Origin of the sequence: Candidatus Enterococcus courvalinii (genome assembly GCF_017315945.1) — a bacterium.
Lineage (GTDB): Bacteria > Bacillota > Bacilli > Lactobacillales > Enterococcaceae > Enterococcus_B > Enterococcus_B courvalinii.
On sequence record NZ_JAFLWI010000002.1, the window covers coordinates 148,389 to 168,673 of the forward strand.

Sequence of the window (20,285 nt, forward strand, 5' to 3'; positions counted from 1 at the left end):
TCTATCACAGATTAAATCACTTGGATGACTAGCACTTTTTTGCAGTAACGAAGGAAACTAGTACCGATTGGTTTTGAAGGAAACCAAAGTAAAAAATTTAGTTAGAGAAAATGAGGGACTGATGTTTTGCAAAAACATCTGAATTGAATGCTAGATTGAATCCAATTGATTTGTCTTATCCGTATACTTAAAGAATCCCTAAAGGAAATTATTAAAATCAAGGAGTTAGAAAATGGATAAGAAACGATTCCAACAAATTTTTGTTACAGCCGCAACTGTCACACTTTTCGCACCAATGGTTTTACAACCGCTACAAGTTTTCGCGGTAGTAGAAAGTCAAGAAATGACTGAAAGTAGCGATCAAGTAAATCCCATTAAAGAGCTATTGGAAGATTCTCCAGAAAAGAAAGATGCTACTAACGAGAAAACAACGGAAGAATCAGCAGAAACAATGGATTCTTCTGATAAAAAGGCGGATACGGTTAAGACAGAAACTGAGATCACTGCTGCTTTTGAGGTGACGCCTTACATGGAAGGAACTGGGAGGGTAACTGTTAAGTTTCCAAAAGGTACGACTGCTATTCAATTAAAACTAGCCAGTGAGGATTGGAGCGTTGGGCGAATTATTCGTGTCGATGAAACTAGTGAAGCAACCCAAATTGATCTGACAGCCGATGAGTTTAATCGTTTTGCTGCACCAGCGACGCTAAGTTTTCGCCGTTACGAAGGAGAAAATCCTGTCGAAGAAAAACAAAGTGCTATCCAGAAATATAATCAGTCCATAGTTAATTATGAATCTTATATTGCGGGTAGTGGGGAACTGGTTATCTATCACCCAGCTAACACGACTGATTTGCAAATTCAATTAAAAGACGATTACTCTTCAAATCATATTTATAATATTCAAACTGGGAATACTCGAACAGTAGTCCAATTAGTAGATTTTCAAGTTTATTTATTTACACTTGGAAAAACTACAAAGATTCGACACTTGATGGGGAGCACGATTCCTTCAAGTTGGACAGAAAAAATAATTAAGGCTGACCCACATCGCAATGAACGACGAATGGTCAGAGAATTATTTCGAACAGAGGCTTATGATGCATTAGTCGAAGGTCTTTTGAACGAACAAATCACTGCGGCCGCTAATGCCGTCAATCAAATGGAAGCAAGTTCAGTTAAAACAGAATTACAAGGATTAGTTACTCGTGCCCAAGAATTTTTTGATGCTAAAGTGGCAGTAGACGGATTATTTACGGATGATACAGATCGTACATTAGCCGATGGTGTGGGTCAAACCGAAATTGATGAAGTAAAACGAATAGTTGACAGCTTAATGAACAGCACTTGGAAAACCGAACAGTATGCACGGATTCAAAAAGCGCAAGATCTACTAACTGATGAAGCAGGAAAAGAGCAAGAAGCCCAAATGAGCGTGGATGCTTTGTTCCGTAGTGAGATTAAAGATGCTTTAGCTGATGGCGTTGTTCAAAATCAGATTGATGAGGCTACAGAAAAAGTAACCGCATTACAAGATGGTACAAAGAAAACGGAACTAACAGAATTGATCCTTCGAGCTCAAAACTTCTTCGATGCAAAAGGGCAAGTGGATGCCTTATTTACAGATGACACAGATAATGAATTAGCTCTAGGTGTTGACCAAGCTAAAATCGATGCTGCTAAAGCAGTAATTGATAAGTTGATGGATGGTTCTTGGAAAACGGAACAAACTGCTCGAATCCAAAAAGCGCAAGAATTACTTGACCAAGCTTCAGAAGGTGAGAAGGAACAAGAAGCTCAGATAAGTGTTGATGCTTTGTTCCGTAATAGTACCAAGGATGCTTTGGCCACTGGTGTAACGGAAACTCAAATCGATGAAGCAGTTGAGAAAGTCGCTGCTTTAAGAGATGGAGAAAAGAAAACAGAATTGACAGGATTGGTTATCCGTGCCCAAGGGTTCTTAGCAGCAAAAATAGAAGTCGATGCATTATTTACTGACGAAACAGATAGTGAACTGGCTTCAGGGGTGGATCAAGCCAAAATCAATGCAGCTAAAGTAACGACAGAGGGTTTAATGAACGGTGCTTGGAAAGCGGAATTGACTGTGCGTATCCAAAAAGCAGAAGCGTTATTGAATAAAGGAATTGGAACAATTACAGTTGATCCGTTTAAATTAGGAACGCCGAATATCACTGGAAGCTACACTGGCGATGTCGTCAAAGCCCGCCTGTATGTGAATGATAATTTAATCGTAACTGGTGGTACTTTTGCGAGCGGTCAATTTACCTTCTATGCAGTTGGTCGTTTTAACAAAAATGATAAAGTAGAATTGGCAGGAATCGATAAATTTGGTAACGAATTGGATAGAAAAGAAGTCACCTTTGCTCAAGCGACTGGAACGATCACGATTGATCCCTATCGCTTAGGAACTTCAGAGATTACAGGAACTTACACGGGGGACACTGCAAAAGCCAGCCTATATGTGAATGATCAGTTAATTGTAACTGGTGGAAACTTTAGTGATGGTGATTTTAGATTTTATGCAGCAGGCCGTTTCAGAGCTGGAGACAAAGTAGAATTAGCAGCTTTAGATTTAGCCGGGAATGAATTGGATCGTAAGGAAGTTCCAATTTTAAGTGCGTCAGGCACAATTTCGCCAGATAAATATAAAATAGGAACAGCAAATATTACTGGAACATACGAGGGAAGTATCGTCAAAGCTCGTTTATATGTGAATGGGCTACAAAATGTTCAAGGTGGTACCTTTGAAAATGGCCACTTTACGATGTATGCCTACAACCGTTTTTCAGCAAGTGATACCGTTGAAGTTGCCGGCTTAGATAAAGACGGAAAAGAATTGGATCGCAAAGCATTAGAGATTGAATAAATTTGTTAGACTAGTTCGCGAAAAGTGAGCTGGTCTTTCTTTATTTAAAGGCTTGAAAATTCAGTTCATCAATTGTTTATGGGAATCAAACAAATTTTAGCTGATGGAATCAAGGAAAAAAGCATTGGCACATCAGCGCAGTTAGTGAATGAATTGCTGGGTAGTGAAAAAACAATAGCTGGTGCAATGAATCAAGTAAAAGAGTGCTTCAGTGAAAGAACAGACGAATGACTTGCTGATAAATAGATTCAAGATTGGCAACAGTAGGATTATCGGAAATTTTGCAGGAACTCGTTTAGTTGCATCGCTTAAAAGTAGTCGACAAATTCAAGCTGGTTGATTTAGATACAACTGTTTTGGCTCAGAAGCTGATACTTTTTGCTATTTCAGCCAAAAAGATTGCTCCTTCAACAAAAATAGAATGCTAGCCAACGTACAATATACACAACGTATACAAAGAAAAGAGTGATGCAAAATGAAGATTTGTTTGATTGCCTCATCAGGTGGTCATTATGAGCAACTGCTGATGCTGAAAAAATTAGCAGATGAGCATGAAGTTTTTTATGTGACCGAAAAGACGGACTATCATCAGAATGAAAAAAATACATATTTTTTGCAACAAGTGAATCGCAGAGAATGGTTCTTTCTTTTTTACATCCTGAAGATTTTTATCAAATCAGGATGGATCTTTTTTAAGGAACGTCCAGATACGATCATATCCACTGGTGTTTTGGCAGCTATTCCAATGATGATACTGGGGAAATTATTTCGCAAAAAAATCATTTACATTGAAAGTTTCGCCAAAATCTCTGATCCCACCCAAACAGGAAAGCTAATCTATAAATTTGCGGATACTTTCGTGATTCAGTGGGAAAGCTTGAAAAAATATTATCCAAATGCTATTTATCTGGGCAGTCTGTATTAAGGGGGATACGATGATTTTTATTACATTAGGGTCACAAAAATTTCAATTTAATCGTCTATTAGAGGCAGTTGATAAATTAATTGAACAAGGATGGATCACTGACCCCGTCTTTGCACAGATTGGTGCTAGTGATTATCAGCCGAAAAATTTCGAATTTCAGCCATTTTTGACACGCAAACTTTTCCAATCAATGATCCACGAAGCCTCAGTCATTCTAACTCATGGTGGTAGCGGAGCAATCGTTAGTGGCCTGAAAGCACATAAGAAAGTTATCGCCGTACCACGTCTACAGTGCTATGGCGAACATATAGATAATCATCAGATCCAAATCGTTGAGTCTTTTGCGAAAACTGGTTACATCATCGCCGTAACAGAGTTATCTGAGCTAGCTGCTACAATTACTGCAATTGAAGAACAAAAGCTAAAGACTTTTCAATCAAATAACGAACATTTTATTCAAAATCTTTCAATGCTATTGGAGGACAATCATGCATAAAAATTTTATCCAACTGATGCTGTTTTTCAAGAAAAATGGTCAAAGCCGAGCAGAATATTTAAAGCGTCACGTTCCTTTCAAAAAATTTGGCACCTATGTCACTTGGCGTCCACTCTTGATCCCAAGTGAACCAGAACAAGTTTCGATTGGCTCAAATGTTCATATCGCCGCCAATGTTCGCTTCATTACACATGATATGTTTCACCTCATGTTTAATGCCATGGATAAGGATGAAATATTACAGAAGCATGTCGGTGAAATACAAATTGGAAATAATGTCGCAATTGGTGCCAATGTTACATTAGTCTATGGGACAAAATTAGGAGACGATACGATTGTTGCCGCTGGAGCTGTCGTAACTAAACCTTTTCCAGCTGGTGTGATTCTTGGAGGAAATCCTGCTCAAGTGATCGGCCGTTTTGATGAGCTTAAACAAAAACGTTATAACAACAGGAGAATAGAATGAATAAAATAAAAATGTATCACGCAGAATTACCCAATATGGGTGATTTATTAAATGTTTTATTAATGGAAGAGTATTTCAAATTCCCAATGGAAAGAAAGACACCCTTGACCGCTGAATTAAGTGGAATTGGCAGTGGCTTAGGTCAATTTACTGTTGACAAAAACAACTTACCCTTGGCAATAGTTAAACAAATATTCGGAAAAATGTACCCTACCGTTCATATTTGGGGTACAGGATTTATTGAAGATAAAGATTGGGGGCCTTTTTATCGGAAAAAGATGGTTTTCCACGCACTTCGTGGGAAATTAACGAAACAAAAAGTTGAAAAGATTCTCGGTCATGAGGTCGATATTCCTTTAGGAGATGGCGGCATTTTAGCACCTTATTTAGTAGAATCCGGGATCGAACAGCAAAAACGGTATCGTGTGGGAATCATTCCTCATTTCAAAGAACAAGACCATCCAATTTTCCAAGAGCTGATCAATCAATTTCCAGATTCAAAATTGATTGATCTAAAAGAGGAGCCTCACCAAGTAATTCGCGAGATTGCACAATGTGAAGTTGTTATTTCCAGTAGTTTACATGGATTGATCGTAGCCGATGCTTTTTATGTACCGAATATCCATATTGTAGTAACAGATAACTTATTAGGGGACGGCTTCAAATTTGATGATTATTATTCAGCTTACGATTTGGCACATCACTCGATCAATGTGCTGGATGAAGGGATCGATTGGTTGACTGAGGCGTTTATCAAGCAAGAATACCGAGTGACTCGTACGATGGTGGATCAAGCCAAGCAACGTATGAGCGATGCTTTTCCATACAAACGGTGGGAAGTATGAAATATTTGATTATTCTAAACAAGAAATTTCCCTTTCAAACAGGTGAGTCCTTTTTAGAAAATGAGATGAAGGAGATTCCCCAAGATTTTGATCGAATTTTATTGTTTCCGATCCATGCGGTGCGTGGCGAAGAACCAACGCGTAAGATTACAAGAAAAAATGTCACGTTTTTTTCCGTTAATCAACGGGAATTTCAGTACAGAAAAATCAAGATTGGTCTGAAAGCAGGGTTCAAGACACCTTTTTCAAAAATCAAGCAACGAACTTGGTCTCAGAAATTCGATCAGCTTGTGGATGATCTCATCGTTCAAGAAGTGACACCGAAAATCATTAGTCAGCTAGCGGCATTTTCCATTAAATCAGAAGACGAGATCGTTATTTATAGTTATTGGCTGCATACGACTGCTTCGATTGCGGTGAAATTAAAGGAGTACTTTTCCCGTGAAGGTTGTAAAAATTTAGCAATCTCCAGAGCGCATGGCTTTGATATTTATCAAGAGCGCAAAAAAAATCAATTCTTACCTTCTCGTGAGTATCTGATGGAAAATTTGGACTTCGTTCTGCCAATCTCAGAAAATGGTGCGACCTATCTAAAGCAACGGTTTACTAATCAGCAACAAAAAATCTTCGTTTCTAAGCTAGGAACCTACCATCAGGGGCTGAACGTCCCTTCGACAGATCAACGGTTCCGTATTCTAACAGTTTCTCGAATGATCCCGTTGAAACGTTTGGAACTGTTGATTGACGCTCTGAGCAGATGGCAAGTAACAAATGTGAGCTGGACGCATATTGGTGATGGTCCGGAAAGGAAAAAGATTGAAGCACGTGCACAAGAAAAGCTCGCACAAATTGATTTTGAATGTTTAGGCTATCGAGCAAATCAGGAAGTTTATCAGTATTATCAAAACAATCCAGTGGATGTCTTCATCAACATAAGTTCTACGGAAGGAATTCCGGTCTCAATCATGGAGGCGATCTCCTTTGGGGTTCCAGTGGTTGCTACGGATGTCGGGGGAACTAGCGAAGTAGTGATCAATCAAGAGAATGGCTATCTGATTCCCAGCAATTTTTCAAGCGATATTTTGCTACAATGCTTAGAAAGAATCAAGAATCAATCAGTCACTGATCAGCAAAGATTGCGAACAGCAGCAAAACTTTTTTGGCAAAAAAATTATCAAGCGCAAACCAATTACCATCATTTCTATCAAAAAATAGCGAAGGAACTAGCAGATGCATAAAAATCATACAATTAATACGTTTTATCCGCTTCTAGTTTTTTTATTTATCTTTCAGTCTTTTTTCTCGGAGTTTCCCAATGGAGTGGTTCGAACCGTTTTTGGACTATTCGATGAATTGTTTACCTTGTTTTCAGTTTTATTCGCGTTGCTAATTCTTTTACAGCAAAAAACCAAGAAAAGCGATTATCGTGAATTAAAGATTTTGATTGTTTTTCAAATGATCGGTTTAATTGGAAGTTTGATCTATCAATTGCAGCCAGCTAAAGTGGTAGTCTTGGATCTAATGGCTACTTCAAAATTCGTCTTGATTTTTTGGAGCAGTTTATTGATTTTTCGCGAGTTGGATATCCATGAGTTGCTAGAAAAAATCAAAAAATTTGCCAAAGTCCTTGCAACTGTATTCTTTGTCAGTAGCTTTTCTTCTTTTCTGAGATTTCCTGCTATTTTTTTAGCCAGTGAAACCCGCTTTGGTTTGCGTGCCTTCAAATTTATTTTCTTCCATCCGTTTGTTTTAGCAATGGCAGTCGTCAGTACACTGAGTATTTTATTGTTAACCTCAAACCAATTAAAAGAAAATCGCTTGTATAGTTGGCTGCTGCTCTTACCGTTACTGCTGACGCTTCGTTCTCGCTCTTTCGGATTCGTCTTGATTTTCTTACTAATCTATCTTTATCTAAAAACTGGGATAAAAATTGGGCGAATTGGACTGTTTGTTTCAGGCGCAATTGCACTGAGTGGTTTATTTTTGCTGATCCAGTTGACTGGCTCCTTTGACAAATATTACGGTGGTGGGGTCGAATCTGCACGCGGAATTTTAACAGAGGACGCATTTGCTATCGCTAAAGAAACATTTCCAATTGGAAAAGGGCTGGCAACTTTTGGCACGTTTACCGCTAGAACATACTACTCACCCTTGTACAGCGATTTAGGTTATCGCCAGGTCTATGGTTTAGGTTATATCCATACCCAGTATTTGACTGATTCTTTTTGGCCGGCAATCTTAGGACAGTACGGTTATCTTGGTTTGGGCACTTACGTTGGTTTGCTAGCTAGTCTGTGTACGCGTGGGGTTCGATTATTGAAACAAAATGGTGCTTTCGGTTTAGCATTTTGTTTGCCACTGATTCATCTAGTCATTTCCAGTACGTCGTCCAATAGCTTCTTTAATCCGATGGCGGTCGGTTATGCGTTCATAATGGCTTTGGCAACCAAGCTGTCTGCCGATTTCCCTAGACAATGATTCAAAAGAGCCTCTCTTAATAAAATAAGAGGGCTTTTTTATTTGCTAAATCGGCTGAAAGCTATGCTAAAAATGATTTTTCAAAAGTGGGAGTTTTGTATACTTTTGGTATATCGTCGAAAGACATACAAAGGAGTGCAACTATGCAAAAAAATTTTTTTAAATTGTACGATGGTGTTTTCAATAATGCCGGTGGCAAAGCAAAACAAGATGCAGAATTTTTGTTTGAAAAACGAGGGTATCAGAATCGGTTGCATTTACCCTCAAGGGTGTATCAAAATTTGTATTTAAATACACTGTTTACCCCAGTGATTAGCTTGTTCGGTCTTTTAAAAAGCAAAAAACGAAGTACATACATTTTTCATTATCCAACTTTTTTTCTAAGAGGCGTTTTTTTGCTACATATTTTCGAAGGAGTGAATCGTTGGCGGAAAAATAAAAAGATCGTTTTGATCCATGATATCGAAGAGCTACGTAAAGAAGTGCTGAATGACAAAAAAACTAATTTCGTCACGAAATTCAGTCGGATTGCCTATTTAAAACAGGCAGATGTAGTCATTGTGCATAATAAAATGATGAAAAACTGGCTAATCAAACAAGGCTTGCCCGCCGATAAGCTTCTTACGCTTGAGTTGTTTGATTATTTGACGGAGAGTTCTCATTCAGGCGGGGAGTTCGGTAATCAAGTAATTATGGCCGGTAATCTTGACAGCAAGAAAGTCCAAGCTTTAGAAAAAATCGATCAGTTAGTCGGGATACAATTCAATCTATATGGCTCGGCTTTAGCAAAAAGAATCTCTGACTACGAAAATGTTACTTATTTTGGCAGCTATCCGGCAGATCAGATCGCAAATGTTATGAAAGGTTCATATGGTTTAGTTTGGGATAGCCGTGATTTTACTGGGGGCAATGGCGCGTATGCCAATTATCAACGATATAACAGTCCCCATAAGGTTTCGCTTTATTTAGCTGCCGGTTTCCCGGTGATTGTTTGGAAAGAAGCGGCAATCGCTTCTTTCATTATAGAAAATAAGCTAGGTCTAGTGATTGAGGATTTAAATGAGCTACCCGAAAAAATTGCCTCCGTTACTGAAACAGAGTATCAACACATGAAAGAAAAAATCCAAGTAGTCAGCGAACAGATTCGTTCGGGCTACTATTTGACACAAGCATTAAGAGTAGCAGAAAAAATGATTGGAGTGGAAAACAATGAAATATAATACGAGGAATTATGATTATTTGATTGTTGGAGCTGGACCTTTTGGCTCAGTCTTCGCCCATGAAGCTGCCAAACGTGGCAAACGGATCCTGATTCTTGAAAAACGTGCACATATTGGAGGAAATATGCACACGCATAAAGAACATGGAATCAATGTCCATGATTATGGTGCGCATATTTTTCATACCAATAATCAAGAAATCTGGAACTATATCAATCAATTCAGTGAGTTTAACGGTTATATCAATCAAGTCGTCGCAAACTATCAAGGGGAATTGTACAATCTCCCTTTTAACATGAATACCTTTTATCAAATATGGGGGGTGAAGACGCCTACTGAAGCAGCCCAAAAAATAGAAGAACAAAAGAAACAAGTCGGAAGTAAAGGTGCACCACAGAATCTCGAAGAACAAGCTATCCATTTGATTGGTACAGACATCTATCAGAAATTAATCAAAGGGTATACCGAGAAACAATGGGGACGAGCAGCCACCGAGCTGCCACCATTTATCATTCGACGGTTGCCCGTTCGTTTTACTTATGACAACAATTATTTTAACCATCGCTATCAAGGAATCCCTGTTGACGGCTACACGAAGATTTTTGAAAAAATGTTAGCTAGTGAAAAAATTGATATCCAGTTAGATACAGATTTTTTTGCCGATCAAACGGGCTATTTAACTGAATTTCCGCGAATTATCTACACGGGAATGATCGATCGCTTTTTTGATTATAAATATGGTGAGTTAGAATACCGTTCCTTACGGTTTGAAACACAAATAGTGGATGTTGATAATGTGCAAGGAAACGCTGTGATCAATTATACAGATAGTGAAACACCTTATACGCGGATCATGGAGTGGAAGCATTTTGATCAACAAGGTGAAAGTGGCAAATCAGTCCTTACTACAGAATATCCGCAAGCTTGGGATCGCAAAAAAGAGGCGTATTATCCAGTTAATGATGCTCGCAATATGACGTTGTTTAAACGTTATCGCAAAGCAGCCAATCAATTAGAAAAGGTTATATTTGGTGGCCGCTTGGGAAATTACCAATATTATGATATGGATCAAGTAATCCATGCAGCGTTACAACTAGTGAAAAAGGAATTTGCTTGTGAAGGTTATTAAAAATTATTTACTGAATAGTTCCTATCAGCTTTTGATGATCCTACTCCCTGTGATCACGATTCCCTATATTTCTCGCGTATTAGGTCCGACTGGTGTGGGGTTAAATACTTATACTCATACGATTATTCAATATTTCATCTTAGCTGGTTCTGTTGGAATCGCTACGTATGGTAATCGTGAGGTAGCATATAACCAAAAAAATAAAGCTGAACTTAGCCAGATTTTTTGTGAAATCATATTGCTGCGGTTTTTAACGATTAGCGGAGCTGTGGCTGCTTTCTGTGTTTTCTTATTTTTCCAACAGCAAAATGTTCAGCTGTATTTATTTCAGGGAATCGCACTTGTTGCTGCCGCATTTGATATTTCTTGGTATTTTATGGGAAAGGAAAATTTTAAACGAATCGTTGGCCGAAATTTCTTAGTCTCCCTGACATCGCTATTTTGTGTTTTCTTTTTTGTAAAAACGCCGGCAGATCTATCAAAATATATCATGATTGTTACTGGAAGCACCTTATTCGGGAATCTTTCGCTGTGGCCGTTTATGAAAAATGAGCTTCAGAGACCGGCTCGAAAACTAAATATCGGTCGACATTTACGACCAACGTTTATGCTGTTTTTACCGCAAATCGCTATCCAGCTTTATCTGCTGTTGAACAAAAATATGATTGGCATATTTGATTCAATCTCAGCAGTTGGCTTTTTCGGTCAGTCAGATTCAATCATCAAACTTACATTGACTTTAGTTACGTCGTTAGGAACGGTGATGCTGCCTCGTGTCTCAAGCTTGTATGCTAATGGGAATCATCGTGGCGTTTTGACGATTATACGCAACTCCTTTAATGGTATGACTGCATTAGCGGTACCAATCATGTTTGGAATCATGGGGATCTCATTGAATTTTGCGCCATTCTTTTTTGGTGAGAAGTTCGCCGAAGTTGGTTTGCTAATGCTGATACAAGCACCAGTGATCGTTTTTATCGCTTGGTCTAATGTATTTGGTGTCCAATATTTATTACCCTTAAACAAGCTGCGTCCTTACACTTTATCGGTCGTCGCAGGTGCTATTGTAAATATTATTAGTAATCTACTACTGATTCCGGTTTTTGGCGTTTTTGGAGCAATGATTTCGACATCGATTGCCGAAGGGACCGTGACGGGTTATCAATTTTTAATGATTCGCAAGGAACTTGCGGAAGTAGAATTGTTTCGCGGGATTTGGAAGTATTTCCTTGCTGGGTTTTTAATGTTCGTTGTTGTCATTTATTTGAACCAGCGGATGGCTATGACTTTTTTGAATTTAGTGATTCAAATCATCTTTGGCGGGGGCTGCTACATCGCTCTGAATATCTTATTACGCTCAAAAATGTGGCTTGACGTCCGCTTATTTTTTAAAGCTAAGACAAGTTCTTGACAGAAATATCCAGTTTCAAAAAAATCAGGGGAATAAACCGAAAATATCTGTGCTTACTCAGTTTGTTTCTGGGGAAGCCATTACTGGAACATTGTTTCCAGAAGAAAGAGGACCTGTGACAGGCGTTTGGTCACAGGTCCATTTTTTATAGAAAATGTAGCGTAATCAGGAGAAGGGCAGCTAGAGGATGAGTATCAAGACCTGCGCGGTTTAACAATTGATTATGATCTGCCAAAACGCACAAAAGCTGCGCTGAAAAGAAAAAAAGGCAAGCATGGCTGACGTATACTTCCGGTATATCTTAAAAGTATTTGTTGTCTCTTGGACAATCAAAGAAATAGAAAGGAATGTTATATGAAAATTTCAGTTGTCGGACTAGGCTACGTTGGTCTATCCAATGCGTTACTTCTTAGTCAAAAAGAACAGGTTTTAGCTTATGACATCATAGAGACAAAAGTCCAACAATTGCAGCAGGGGCGATCACCTATCAAAGATCAGGAAATCCAGCAATTTTTGGGCAATAAAAACCAGTTGAACCTTGGCTTTACTACGGACTTTAAAACGGCTGTCGCTTTTGCCGAGTGCCTGCTGATTGCGACACCGACTGATTACGATGAGCAAAAAAATTCATTTGATACGACTACAGTTGAAGAAGTGATCGAACAAGCATTAGCATTGCGACCCGAACTTTTGATTATCATCAAATCGACCGTGCCAGTTGGTTTTACCTTGGAGATGAAGCATAAATTCGCGACAGAGAACATTCTTTTTTCACCAGAATTTTTAAGAGAAGGAAAAGCACTCTACGACAATCTTTATCCTACACGGATCGTTATTGGCGAACGTTCTAAACGAGGAAAGCAACTTGGAGAAATGTTCTTACGAGGAACAGCGACACAGTCCGCTGAAATACTGTTGACCGATCCGACAGAAGCAGAAGCAATCAAATTATTTTCTAACAGTTTTTTAGCCTTAAGGATTGCGTACATCAACGAATTAGATACCTACGCTGAACTTCGCAACTTAGATTCGAAGCAGATCATTGAAGGAATCGGTTTGGATCCGAGGATTGGCACCCATTATAACAATCCCTCCTTTGGTTATGGCGGCTATTGTCTGCCCAAAGACACTAAGCAATTACGAGCGAATTACACGGATATTCCTAGTGATTTGGTGCATGCCATCGTGGAAGCAAATGCAACCAGAAAAGCTTTTATCGCTAAGCAAGTTCTAGCTCGAAAACCAGAAACAGTCGGGATCTATCGATTAACGATGAAAAGTGGCTCCGATAATTTCCGTTACTCATCGATTCAAGGAGTGATGGAGCATCTGAAAGCAGTGAATGTTGACATGGTCATTTATGAGCCTAGTAGCCAAGCAGCAGAATTTGCAGGTGTAAGGATTGTCAACGATCTCGCGAACTTCAAAAAAATCAGTGATCTGATTCTCGCCAACCGATTGGATCAGGAATTGTCTGATGTTGGAGCTAAGGTCTATAGCCGCGACCTATTCGGCAATGATTAAGAGTGAAGTTGATTTGCTAAATCGGACGATAAGAACGCTGAAATAAAAAAAAGAATGGAAGAAAGAACGTATACTTTCGGTATGTGTTAGACAAGCAAAGGAGAATTTACATGAAAAAAATAATTTATCTAATTGGTTCACTGATGATGTTAGTCAGTCTGCTAGTCGCTTGCGGAACAAATGAATCAACTAAAAACGATTCTTCCATCAAAGAAAAAAAACAAACTTCCGTTGCCGAGGGAATTCGTTTTACCATTTCGCAACCTAAAAAAGAAAAGAAACAAGAGCTAGGCAAAGAAAAGATCTTATACACCTTCCAAGTCAAAGGAGAAAATGTCTCTTCTAATTCTAAAGGATTAGGATCAATCGATTTCGTACTAGAAACTACGGATAGAAAAGAAGTGGATATCGACCCTACAATGGCAACTTTTGGTGATGAGCTTAAACCAACCAAAAGCCTATCAGGACCAGTTACATTTTCATTGAACAAAACAGAAAAACCTAAGAAGCTGATCTATAAATTAGGCGACAAGAAAACAGCGGAATGGGACGTAAAAGAATAGCGTTAATTTTACTAGCCATTCATGCAGCTGGTTATTATTACTCAATTGGATGTTTGTAAGTTTAAAAAAATGGAGAGAAATCTATGGAAAAAAATATTATTCTCAGTACGAACAAATTTGAGAAAAAACTACATGATACCATCTGGCGGGTCTTAGATATTATAGGTGCAATATCGGCTATTTCCATTTCGCTACCACTACTGGTTGTTGTAGCACTTTGTATCAAAATAGAAGATTTCAACGCCCCAGTCATTTTTAAACAAAAACGAGTAGGGAAGAATGGCAAATATTTCAATATGTACAAATTCCGATCTATGACAGTCGATGCGGAACATTTATTAGCGGAGTTGAAAGAACAAAATGAGATGCAGGGACTGATGTTCAAAATGAAAGAAGATCCTCGGATCACCAGAGTCGGTAAGTGGATTCGTAAAACCAGCGTTGATGAATTTCCTCAATTTATTAATATTTTAAAAGGGGAAATGTCCTTTGTTGGACCGCGCCCTCCATTGTTGAATGAGTACGCAGAATATAATGCTTATCACAAACAACGGTTAGAAGTCACACCTGGTTGCACAGGCTTATGGCAGATCAGCGGAAGAAATCAGTTGACTTTTGAACAGATGGTGGCCTTGGATCTGGAATACATAAGAAAAAGAAGCATCTTTTTCAATATCAAGATAATTTTACTGACCTTTAGAGAATTATCGAATAAAGGCGGTGGTATGTAGTGGTTCATTCTATTAAGAAAATCTGCCACATATGCTAGACGTCAAAGAGAGTGGAGATTTGAATGGATTCTTTAAGTAAAAAAGCCTATCAACAGTTCTTACAAGATTTGGGGGAGAAGAAGTTTCCTGAGGAATATCATATCGTTGATGCGGAATTAGCCAAGCGCTATGGCATGAGTCGTACGCCAATCCGTAGCGCGATTCAACAATTAGAGAGCGAGGGGATCTTAAAGCGCTATGGAAAATCTCTGATTCTGCAGAACTTGCAGCTTAGCAAAAATCGCTTTAAGCAATTTTTGCTGTTACGACGGGAATACTACTTGATTTTGGGCAAGTATCTTGATCCAATCAAGTTTAAATTACAAGAACCTCTAATTGAATCAGCTCTCACGGCTATGGAAAGGGATGAATTTGGTGCATTTCCGTTCAAGCAATTATTAGCGATTGATCAGCTCTTTTTTTCTGGAATGAAGGACAGCTTGCGAGCGAACGATCTGTTAGATTCATTAGAAAAATATGAACACTGCGATATCCCAGTAGGCTACTTTCCGCTATTGAAAGAAGAACTGTTCCATTTAAACGTCATTTTTGATTTGTTGAAAGCAAACCAAGCAGAGCAACTGGAAAACTATCTTATTTCAGTAATTGAAACAATTGATAAGTGAGACAGAAAAAATTCTGTTCTACTTTTTTGCTAAATCGCAAAAAATGACTGCTGAAATGGACGAAAAATCAAGGGAGAATTTGTATACTCTCTGTATACAATGTAAATGAACTAAGGAGCGAAATGATGGAATACGATTTTCAAAAGATAGGATTAAAATTGTTAAGCTACAAATGGTTGATACTGTTTTTTAGTGTGGCCGGTCTGGTGATTTCGTTGATGGTGTCGACCTTTTTTATAAAGCCTCAATATCAAATGGCTTCGCAAGTATTGGTGATCCCTAACAATCAGAAGCAAGAAACGGTGACTCAAATGATCAATACTTATAATGCATTGATCAAAAGTCCCAGAGTGTTAAATGAAGTCAACACAAACTTAGATGGGCGTTATACCTTGAATGAGCTGAAAAACCAAATTACCCCAATGACAGAAGAAAATTCGCAAATCATCAATATCGTAGTTACGGGCGCGACTGCTCGGGAGGCCGCAGAGATCGCCAATCAAGTGGCAGATCAATTTATCAAGACAGCCGCTGAAATCATGTCGACCAGTCAGTTAAAGTTACTGGATAAAGCGATCTTGGATTCCAGTACAGCACCGATTTCTCCTAAAAAAATCAATTTTGCTATGATGGAATTGATTGGCGGTTTGGCTTTCAGCTTAGTGATTATTGCTCTACATTTATCTTTATCGACAAAGATTAAATCAGAGAATGATTTTTCCAATCTCAAAGTTCCCATCTTAGGGACAATTGGTGCTATTGATGATTATGAACCTGGAAGTGAAGGAGCGTAAGGAATGAAGAAAAATATGAAAAAAAATCTTTCCCAGAAAAATGTAGCGCTTCGTGACCCGTCTTCTGTACAAGCCGAATATTTTCGGACAGTAAAAAACAATCTCGACCTGTTGCATATTGGTCGTCCAATTCGCAGTTTAGTCATCACTTCACCAACGCAAAATAATGGAAAAACTTTGATCTCCAGCAATTTAGCAGCAACTTATGCCCAATATAACAAAAAGACGTTGCTGATTGATTTAGATTTGCGTAAGCCGTCAATGGGCGATGCTTTTCCAGAGTCGAAACAATCTTTGGGACTATCGGGCTTGCTAGATGCTAATTGTGAAGATACTTTAAAAAAAATGGTGGTTTCAATCAACAATGATTTTTCTGTCTTACCAGTAGGTCGACACTTTTCTTTGCCTCATGTGACTATTAATTCTGAGGAACTCAGACAAGTCATTCGGCAGGCAAAGGAACAGTTTGAGATGGTAATCATTGATGCCCCTCCGATTTTATCGGTAACCGACGCATTGATCTTAGGCGAACAAGCAGATGGTTGTCTAATGGTCGTAAAAAATAACTACACTAAAAAGCAAGAACTACAAAAGGGGAACGAACTGCTATCAGTATTGAAAGACAAGTATCTCGGCATCATTTATAATGCCCCCAGATAAAAAAGCAGGTAACTACTATTAGGGTGGATCAAAGGATAGTGTCTTTTCTTGGAACTTACGGTTGCTGAGGCAGACACTATTTTTAAGCGTCCAGTTAGGCTGAAACTAGCAGTTTTTGTATAATAGATAGTAGTTAGTGTCTGGAGGAGAAGCAACATGGAAAAAGAATTGATTTATAGCGGAGCAGTCATTTTACTGAATTATTTGTATATGATGCTTTTTTTTGATAAACGGGTATTAACGTTGCGGTATTTTTTCAACTATCTTGTCGCTTTTTTGGGCGCGGGAGCTTTATTTTTTTTGTTGAGAATACCAGTGGCTTTTTTGGGCTTTTATTTTATCGTGTTAAACTTATGTCTGTCGCTTTTTTTGATGCATAATTTTTTGATTTCAACTTTGTTTACTTCTTTTTCTTACTCAATTTATCATATTGTTTGGTATCTGACTTTTTACCGTTATTATCAATTATCTGGTTTAAATTTAGCTTACCCATTTTTAGCGATTGATACTCGTCATTTTTATTTATTATTAGGTGCGGTATTGCTTATTCATTTGATTCTTATGTGGGGGATTGATTCTCTTGTAAAAAAATATAGGTTGACATCGGTTTTACAGCAATACAAAATTCCGCGAAAATCCTACATTCTATTCGTATTTTTCTTTCTCTTCCTATTTGTGATTGGTGCTTTGTTATTTTTATTATGGCAGACAGAGTATTATGAAGTGATTTTACTCTTGTTGCTGGTTTCCCATGTGGTCGTTTTACTGTTTGTTTCCTTAACAATCTTTTTTATTACGAAGAACCAACTACATCAAGATTTGCTAGCAAAACAAGTTCAACAAACCGAACATTTAGCTGCTGAGAATTATCAAGTTCAGTTATTTCGCCATGACTATAAAAATATCCTAATGACAATTGAAATATTTTTGGAGCAAGATGATTTGGCCGGTTTGAAAAAATATTTTTATCAAAATTTAAAAGGCTCAACACCCAAACTATCATTGACTGCTCATTCACCTGATTTGCAAAATCTACAACTCTTACCACTGCGAGGACTACTGGAACAAAAACTTCACCTGGCTCAAACTCAGAATATTCCAGTTGAAGTGACAGTTTTGAACCCAATTCGAGAAGTTCCAGTTCCGTTAATCGATTTAGTGCGATGTCTAGGAATTTTACTAGATAATGCGTTAGATGAGTCACGTAAGCTACCAGAACCCAAAATAATACTTCGGTTTGCAGAGAATCAAGCAGGAATATCTTTTTCAGTTGCTAATAAGGCTGTCGATCCTCAGACAATTCAATTAGCAAAACTTACCCAAAAAGGCTATTCGACAAAAGGTGATGATCGCGGTAAAGGTTTATATAGCTTGAATAAACTAGTGGACTCGTGGGAAATTGCGTTTTTTGATATTTATCTTGAAGATGACTATATTTATTGTGATCTAACAATAGGCAAGGAGTGAGCGTGTGAATATCTATGTAATTGAAGACAACCCTTTTTTTCGAACTAAAATGATGAAAGTGATTCAGCAGGTTATCGCTGAAAGCGGCTATGTCTACCATATGAAGGAACAAGTAGTTACAGCAAAAGAAATGCTTGCAGAAGATTTGAGTGAAGGTCCTCATATCTACTTGTTAGATATTGAATTGCAGGAACAATATAATGGAATCGATTTAGGCAGAGAAATCCGAAAAATTGATACACAAGGGTATATTCTCTACATTACAAGTTTGGAAAATAAGCTAATAACGATCATCGATGAACATATTGCTCCGTTAGCGTTTCTTTCAAAAAAAATTGATGAACAAGTCATCAAAGAAAATATTCAAAGTGCATTTGAAAAAATCAAGCAGCGTGAAGAACAACGAAGTGACAATCATTTCTTTACCCTACAACGGGCAGGAAACCAAGCAAGAATCGCCTATAAAGAACTATTGTATTTTGAAAAGGTTCCGCGTTCTAAAAAAGTCATGCTTTATACGACAAATGGCGTTTATGCGATTAACCACTACTTATCCAGTATCAAAGAAAAGCTAGTTGAATCGCAGTTTATTTTTCTCAATTCCTTTATTATTCATAAGAGTTCCATCCAGAAATTAGACGCTAAAGAAGATGCCGTTACCTTTAAAGACGGTTCAGAACTATTCGTTGGCAAACATACTTTTCGGAAAATCAAAGCACAATTTCAATCTTAAAAGAATTTATGACTTTGTGTGTAAAATGTTTATGTATAGTAGACGAAGTAAGAAAAATAGAAGATGGAAGATATCTTCTAATAGGTACTTATGGTTTTACTAAAAAACAGCGGCAATTTGATAGCTTTTTTATTTTAGAAGGGCCAGTTAGGGACTATCGTGGGGATATTGGGAAAGAACGAAAAATAAACCTATCCAGAGAAATTCCGGCATTAAACGGTCATAAAGTAAAAGAATTAATTTAAGAAAGAAAAGTTGCAAACAGTAGCTAGAACACAGGGCATCTCCTTATTATTTTGATCTTGGAAAGAAATTTTCCGTTGGGTTTTTAGGAGGGGGAGTCAGTCTTTTCGGACTCTTTGGATTAGTTATCCGTAATAAACGGAATAATAAGGAACGTTAGTAGAGTTTTTCTAAAAGTTTTTTAGAAAACAACTAAGAGGTTGTTTAAAAGTTTTTTAAAAGATGAAAAGGACCTGAATTCAACTCAGGTCCTTTTCTTGTTCTTCTTCAATTATCGAGAAATGCACTATTTCATCAAACTTCTACTTTAATTGAATATTCAAAATGGGTAGCTGTTTTGGTTCTTTTTTTATACAAAACTAACTTGCAGGATCAAACTTTTTTTAGCTGATAGTAAATAGCAATTCCATGTCTAACAAATAGATATTTTGAAAAAAAGTTTGCTATTCTTCTGAGGGCAAGACTTGAGCTAAAACTCGACTCAAATCATCGGCGCTAGTTCCGTCATCGTTGGTCAACCATTCATCCACTGTACCTAGAACACCGCGGACAAAATAAGTGAAATAATATTCGAGCAATCGTGGATCGTCTTCGTGGTAGCGAGCGGCAAAACTTTCAATGGCTATCTCGTGTACCTCTTGAAAAATAGTTTTGATTAAGTGACTGTCCTGGTAATTACGGGTCAAAATAGAAGAAAGAGGTTGTGCTTCTTTTAAAATAGCAATCAGTCGACTCAACCATGAGGCTAACTCTTCGTCACTGTCGATTTTGATTAAGGGAAGAATTCTTTCGATAAGTTGCGCTTCGATTTGGTGGAACAGGTCCATGGTATCTGTATAGTAATTGTAGAAAGTTCCACGATTGACATCGGCTAATTTACATATATCTGTAACAGTTATTTTTTGGAGCTCCTTTTCAGACAACAAATTTAAAAAAGCTTCTTTGATTATTTTTTTTGTATAAATGGTTCGACGATTATTTTTGATACCAGCCATGAGTGCGCTTCCTTTCATTTAATGAACAGATTAATGAACTTTGTCTACTCAAT

The 20,285-nt window shown here is 37.8% G+C and carries 20 protein-coding genes; 19 read left to right on the forward strand and 1 reads right to left on the reverse strand.

Going from position 1 to position 20,285, the window contains the following annotated elements; genetic code table 11:
* The first annotated feature begins 232 nt into the window (after window positions 1-232).
* From JZO71_RS01545 to JZO71_RS01635, 19 genes are all read left to right on the forward strand, one after another.
* Window positions 233-2,887 carry a toxin Cry1Ac domain D-VI-related protein gene (locus JZO71_RS01545; protein ID WP_206897837.1) on the forward strand — a complete coding sequence of 885 codons (2,655 nt, stop codon included), beginning with the start codon at window positions 233-235 and terminating at the stop codon, window positions 2,885-2,887.
* Window positions 2,888-2,965: 78 nt separating this feature from the next.
* Window positions 2,966-3,118: a hypothetical protein gene (locus tag JZO71_RS01550; protein WP_206897838.1), complete on the forward strand. Its 153-nt coding sequence runs from the start codon at window positions 2,966-2,968 to the stop codon at window positions 3,116-3,118.
* A gap of 244 nt (window positions 3,119-3,362) precedes the next feature.
* Window positions 3,363-3,812 (forward strand): PssD/Cps14F family polysaccharide biosynthesis glycosyltransferase, encoded by a 450-nt coding sequence (gene pssD, locus JZO71_RS01555; protein ID WP_206897839.1) that lies wholly within the window; start codon window positions 3,363-3,365, stop codon window positions 3,810-3,812.
* Window positions 3,813-3,822: 10 nt separating this feature from the next.
* Window positions 3,823-4,308 (forward strand): PssE/Cps14G family polysaccharide biosynthesis glycosyltransferase, encoded by a 486-nt coding sequence (pssE, locus tag JZO71_RS01560; RefSeq protein WP_206897840.1) that lies wholly within the window; start codon window positions 3,823-3,825, stop codon window positions 4,306-4,308.
* Window positions 4,301-4,774, forward strand: a complete 474-nt coding sequence (locus JZO71_RS01565) for an acyltransferase (RefSeq protein ID WP_206897841.1) — start codon at window positions 4,301-4,303, stop codon at window positions 4,772-4,774. Before pssE ends, JZO71_RS01565 begins: the two co-directional genes overlap by 8 nt.
* Window positions 4,771-5,619, forward strand: a complete 849-nt coding sequence (locus JZO71_RS01570; RefSeq protein WP_206897842.1) for a polysaccharide pyruvyl transferase family protein — start codon at window positions 4,771-4,773, stop codon at window positions 5,617-5,619. Before JZO71_RS01565 ends, JZO71_RS01570 begins: the two co-directional genes overlap by 4 nt.
* Complete coding sequence (locus JZO71_RS01575) at window positions 5,616-6,857, forward strand: glycosyltransferase (protein ID WP_206897843.1); 1,242 nt, start codon at window positions 5,616-5,618, stop codon at window positions 6,855-6,857. Before JZO71_RS01570 ends, JZO71_RS01575 begins: the two co-directional genes overlap by 4 nt.
* An 82-nt stretch (window positions 6,858-6,939) precedes the next feature.
* Window positions 6,940-8,097: a hypothetical protein gene (locus JZO71_RS01580; protein WP_206897844.1), complete on the forward strand. Its 1,158-nt coding sequence runs from the start codon at window positions 6,940-6,942 to the stop codon at window positions 8,095-8,097.
* 143 nt (window positions 8,098-8,240) lie between these two features.
* Window positions 8,241-9,317 carry a glycosyltransferase gene (locus JZO71_RS01585; protein ID WP_206897845.1) on the forward strand — a complete coding sequence of 359 codons (1,077 nt, stop codon included), beginning with the start codon at window positions 8,241-8,243 and terminating at the stop codon, window positions 9,315-9,317.
* Entirely contained in the window at window positions 9,307-10,446 is a 1,140-nt protein-coding gene (gene glf, locus JZO71_RS01590; protein ID WP_206897846.1) for a UDP-galactopyranose mutase, read from the forward strand. Before JZO71_RS01585 ends, glf begins: the two co-directional genes overlap by 11 nt.
* Window positions 10,433-11,857 carry an oligosaccharide flippase family protein gene (locus JZO71_RS01595; protein ID WP_206897847.1) on the forward strand — a complete coding sequence of 475 codons (1,425 nt, stop codon included), beginning with the start codon at window positions 10,433-10,435 and terminating at the stop codon, window positions 11,855-11,857. The genes glf and JZO71_RS01595 overlap by 14 nt, the downstream gene beginning before the upstream one ends.
* A 354-nt stretch (window positions 11,858-12,211) precedes the next feature.
* Window positions 12,212-13,381 carry a nucleotide sugar dehydrogenase gene (locus JZO71_RS01600; protein ID WP_206897848.1) on the forward strand — a complete coding sequence of 390 codons (1,170 nt, stop codon included), beginning with the start codon at window positions 12,212-12,214 and terminating at the stop codon, window positions 13,379-13,381.
* A gap of 110 nt (window positions 13,382-13,491) precedes the next feature.
* Entirely contained in the window at window positions 13,492-13,944 is a 453-nt protein-coding gene (locus tag JZO71_RS01605) for a DUF4352 domain-containing protein (RefSeq protein ID WP_206897849.1), read from the forward strand.
* An 83-nt stretch (window positions 13,945-14,027) separates the two neighbouring features.
* The gene (locus JZO71_RS01610; RefSeq protein ID WP_206897850.1) at window positions 14,028-14,675 is read left to right on the forward strand and encodes a sugar transferase; all 648 of its coding nucleotides are present in this window, start codon (window positions 14,028-14,030) and stop codon (window positions 14,673-14,675) included.
* A 62-nt stretch (window positions 14,676-14,737) separates the two neighbouring features.
* Window positions 14,738-15,340, forward strand: coding sequence for a GntR family transcriptional regulator (locus JZO71_RS01615; protein ID WP_206897851.1), 603 nt, complete (start codon window positions 14,738-14,740; stop codon window positions 15,338-15,340).
* A 125-nt stretch (window positions 15,341-15,465) separates the two neighbouring features.
* A complete protein-coding gene (locus tag JZO71_RS01620; protein ID WP_206897853.1) occupies window positions 15,466-16,134 on the forward strand; it encodes a YveK family protein in 669 nt (222 codons plus the stop codon).
* A gap of 3 nt (window positions 16,135-16,137) precedes the next feature.
* Window positions 16,138-16,794 carry a CpsD/CapB family tyrosine-protein kinase gene (locus tag JZO71_RS01625; protein ID WP_206897854.1) on the forward strand — a complete coding sequence of 219 codons (657 nt, stop codon included), beginning with the start codon at window positions 16,138-16,140 and terminating at the stop codon, window positions 16,792-16,794.
* Window positions 16,795-16,950: 156 nt separating this feature from the next.
* Entirely contained in the window at window positions 16,951-18,261 is a 1,311-nt protein-coding gene (locus JZO71_RS01630; protein WP_206897855.1) for a GHKL domain-containing protein, read from the forward strand.
* A 4-nt stretch (window positions 18,262-18,265) separates the two neighbouring features.
* On the forward strand, window positions 18,266-18,994 hold the full coding sequence (locus tag JZO71_RS01635) for a LytTR family transcriptional regulator DNA-binding domain-containing protein (RefSeq protein ID WP_206897857.1): 729 nt from the start codon (window positions 18,266-18,268) through the stop codon (window positions 18,992-18,994).
* A gap of 686 nt (window positions 18,995-19,680) precedes the next feature.
* Here JZO71_RS01635 and JZO71_RS01640 read toward each other — a convergent pair.
* On the reverse strand, window positions 19,681-20,232 hold the full coding sequence (locus JZO71_RS01640) for a TetR/AcrR family transcriptional regulator (RefSeq protein ID WP_206897859.1): 552 nt from the start codon (window positions 20,230-20,232) through the stop codon (window positions 19,681-19,683).
* Between the last annotated feature and the right edge of the window lie 53 nt (window positions 20,233-20,285).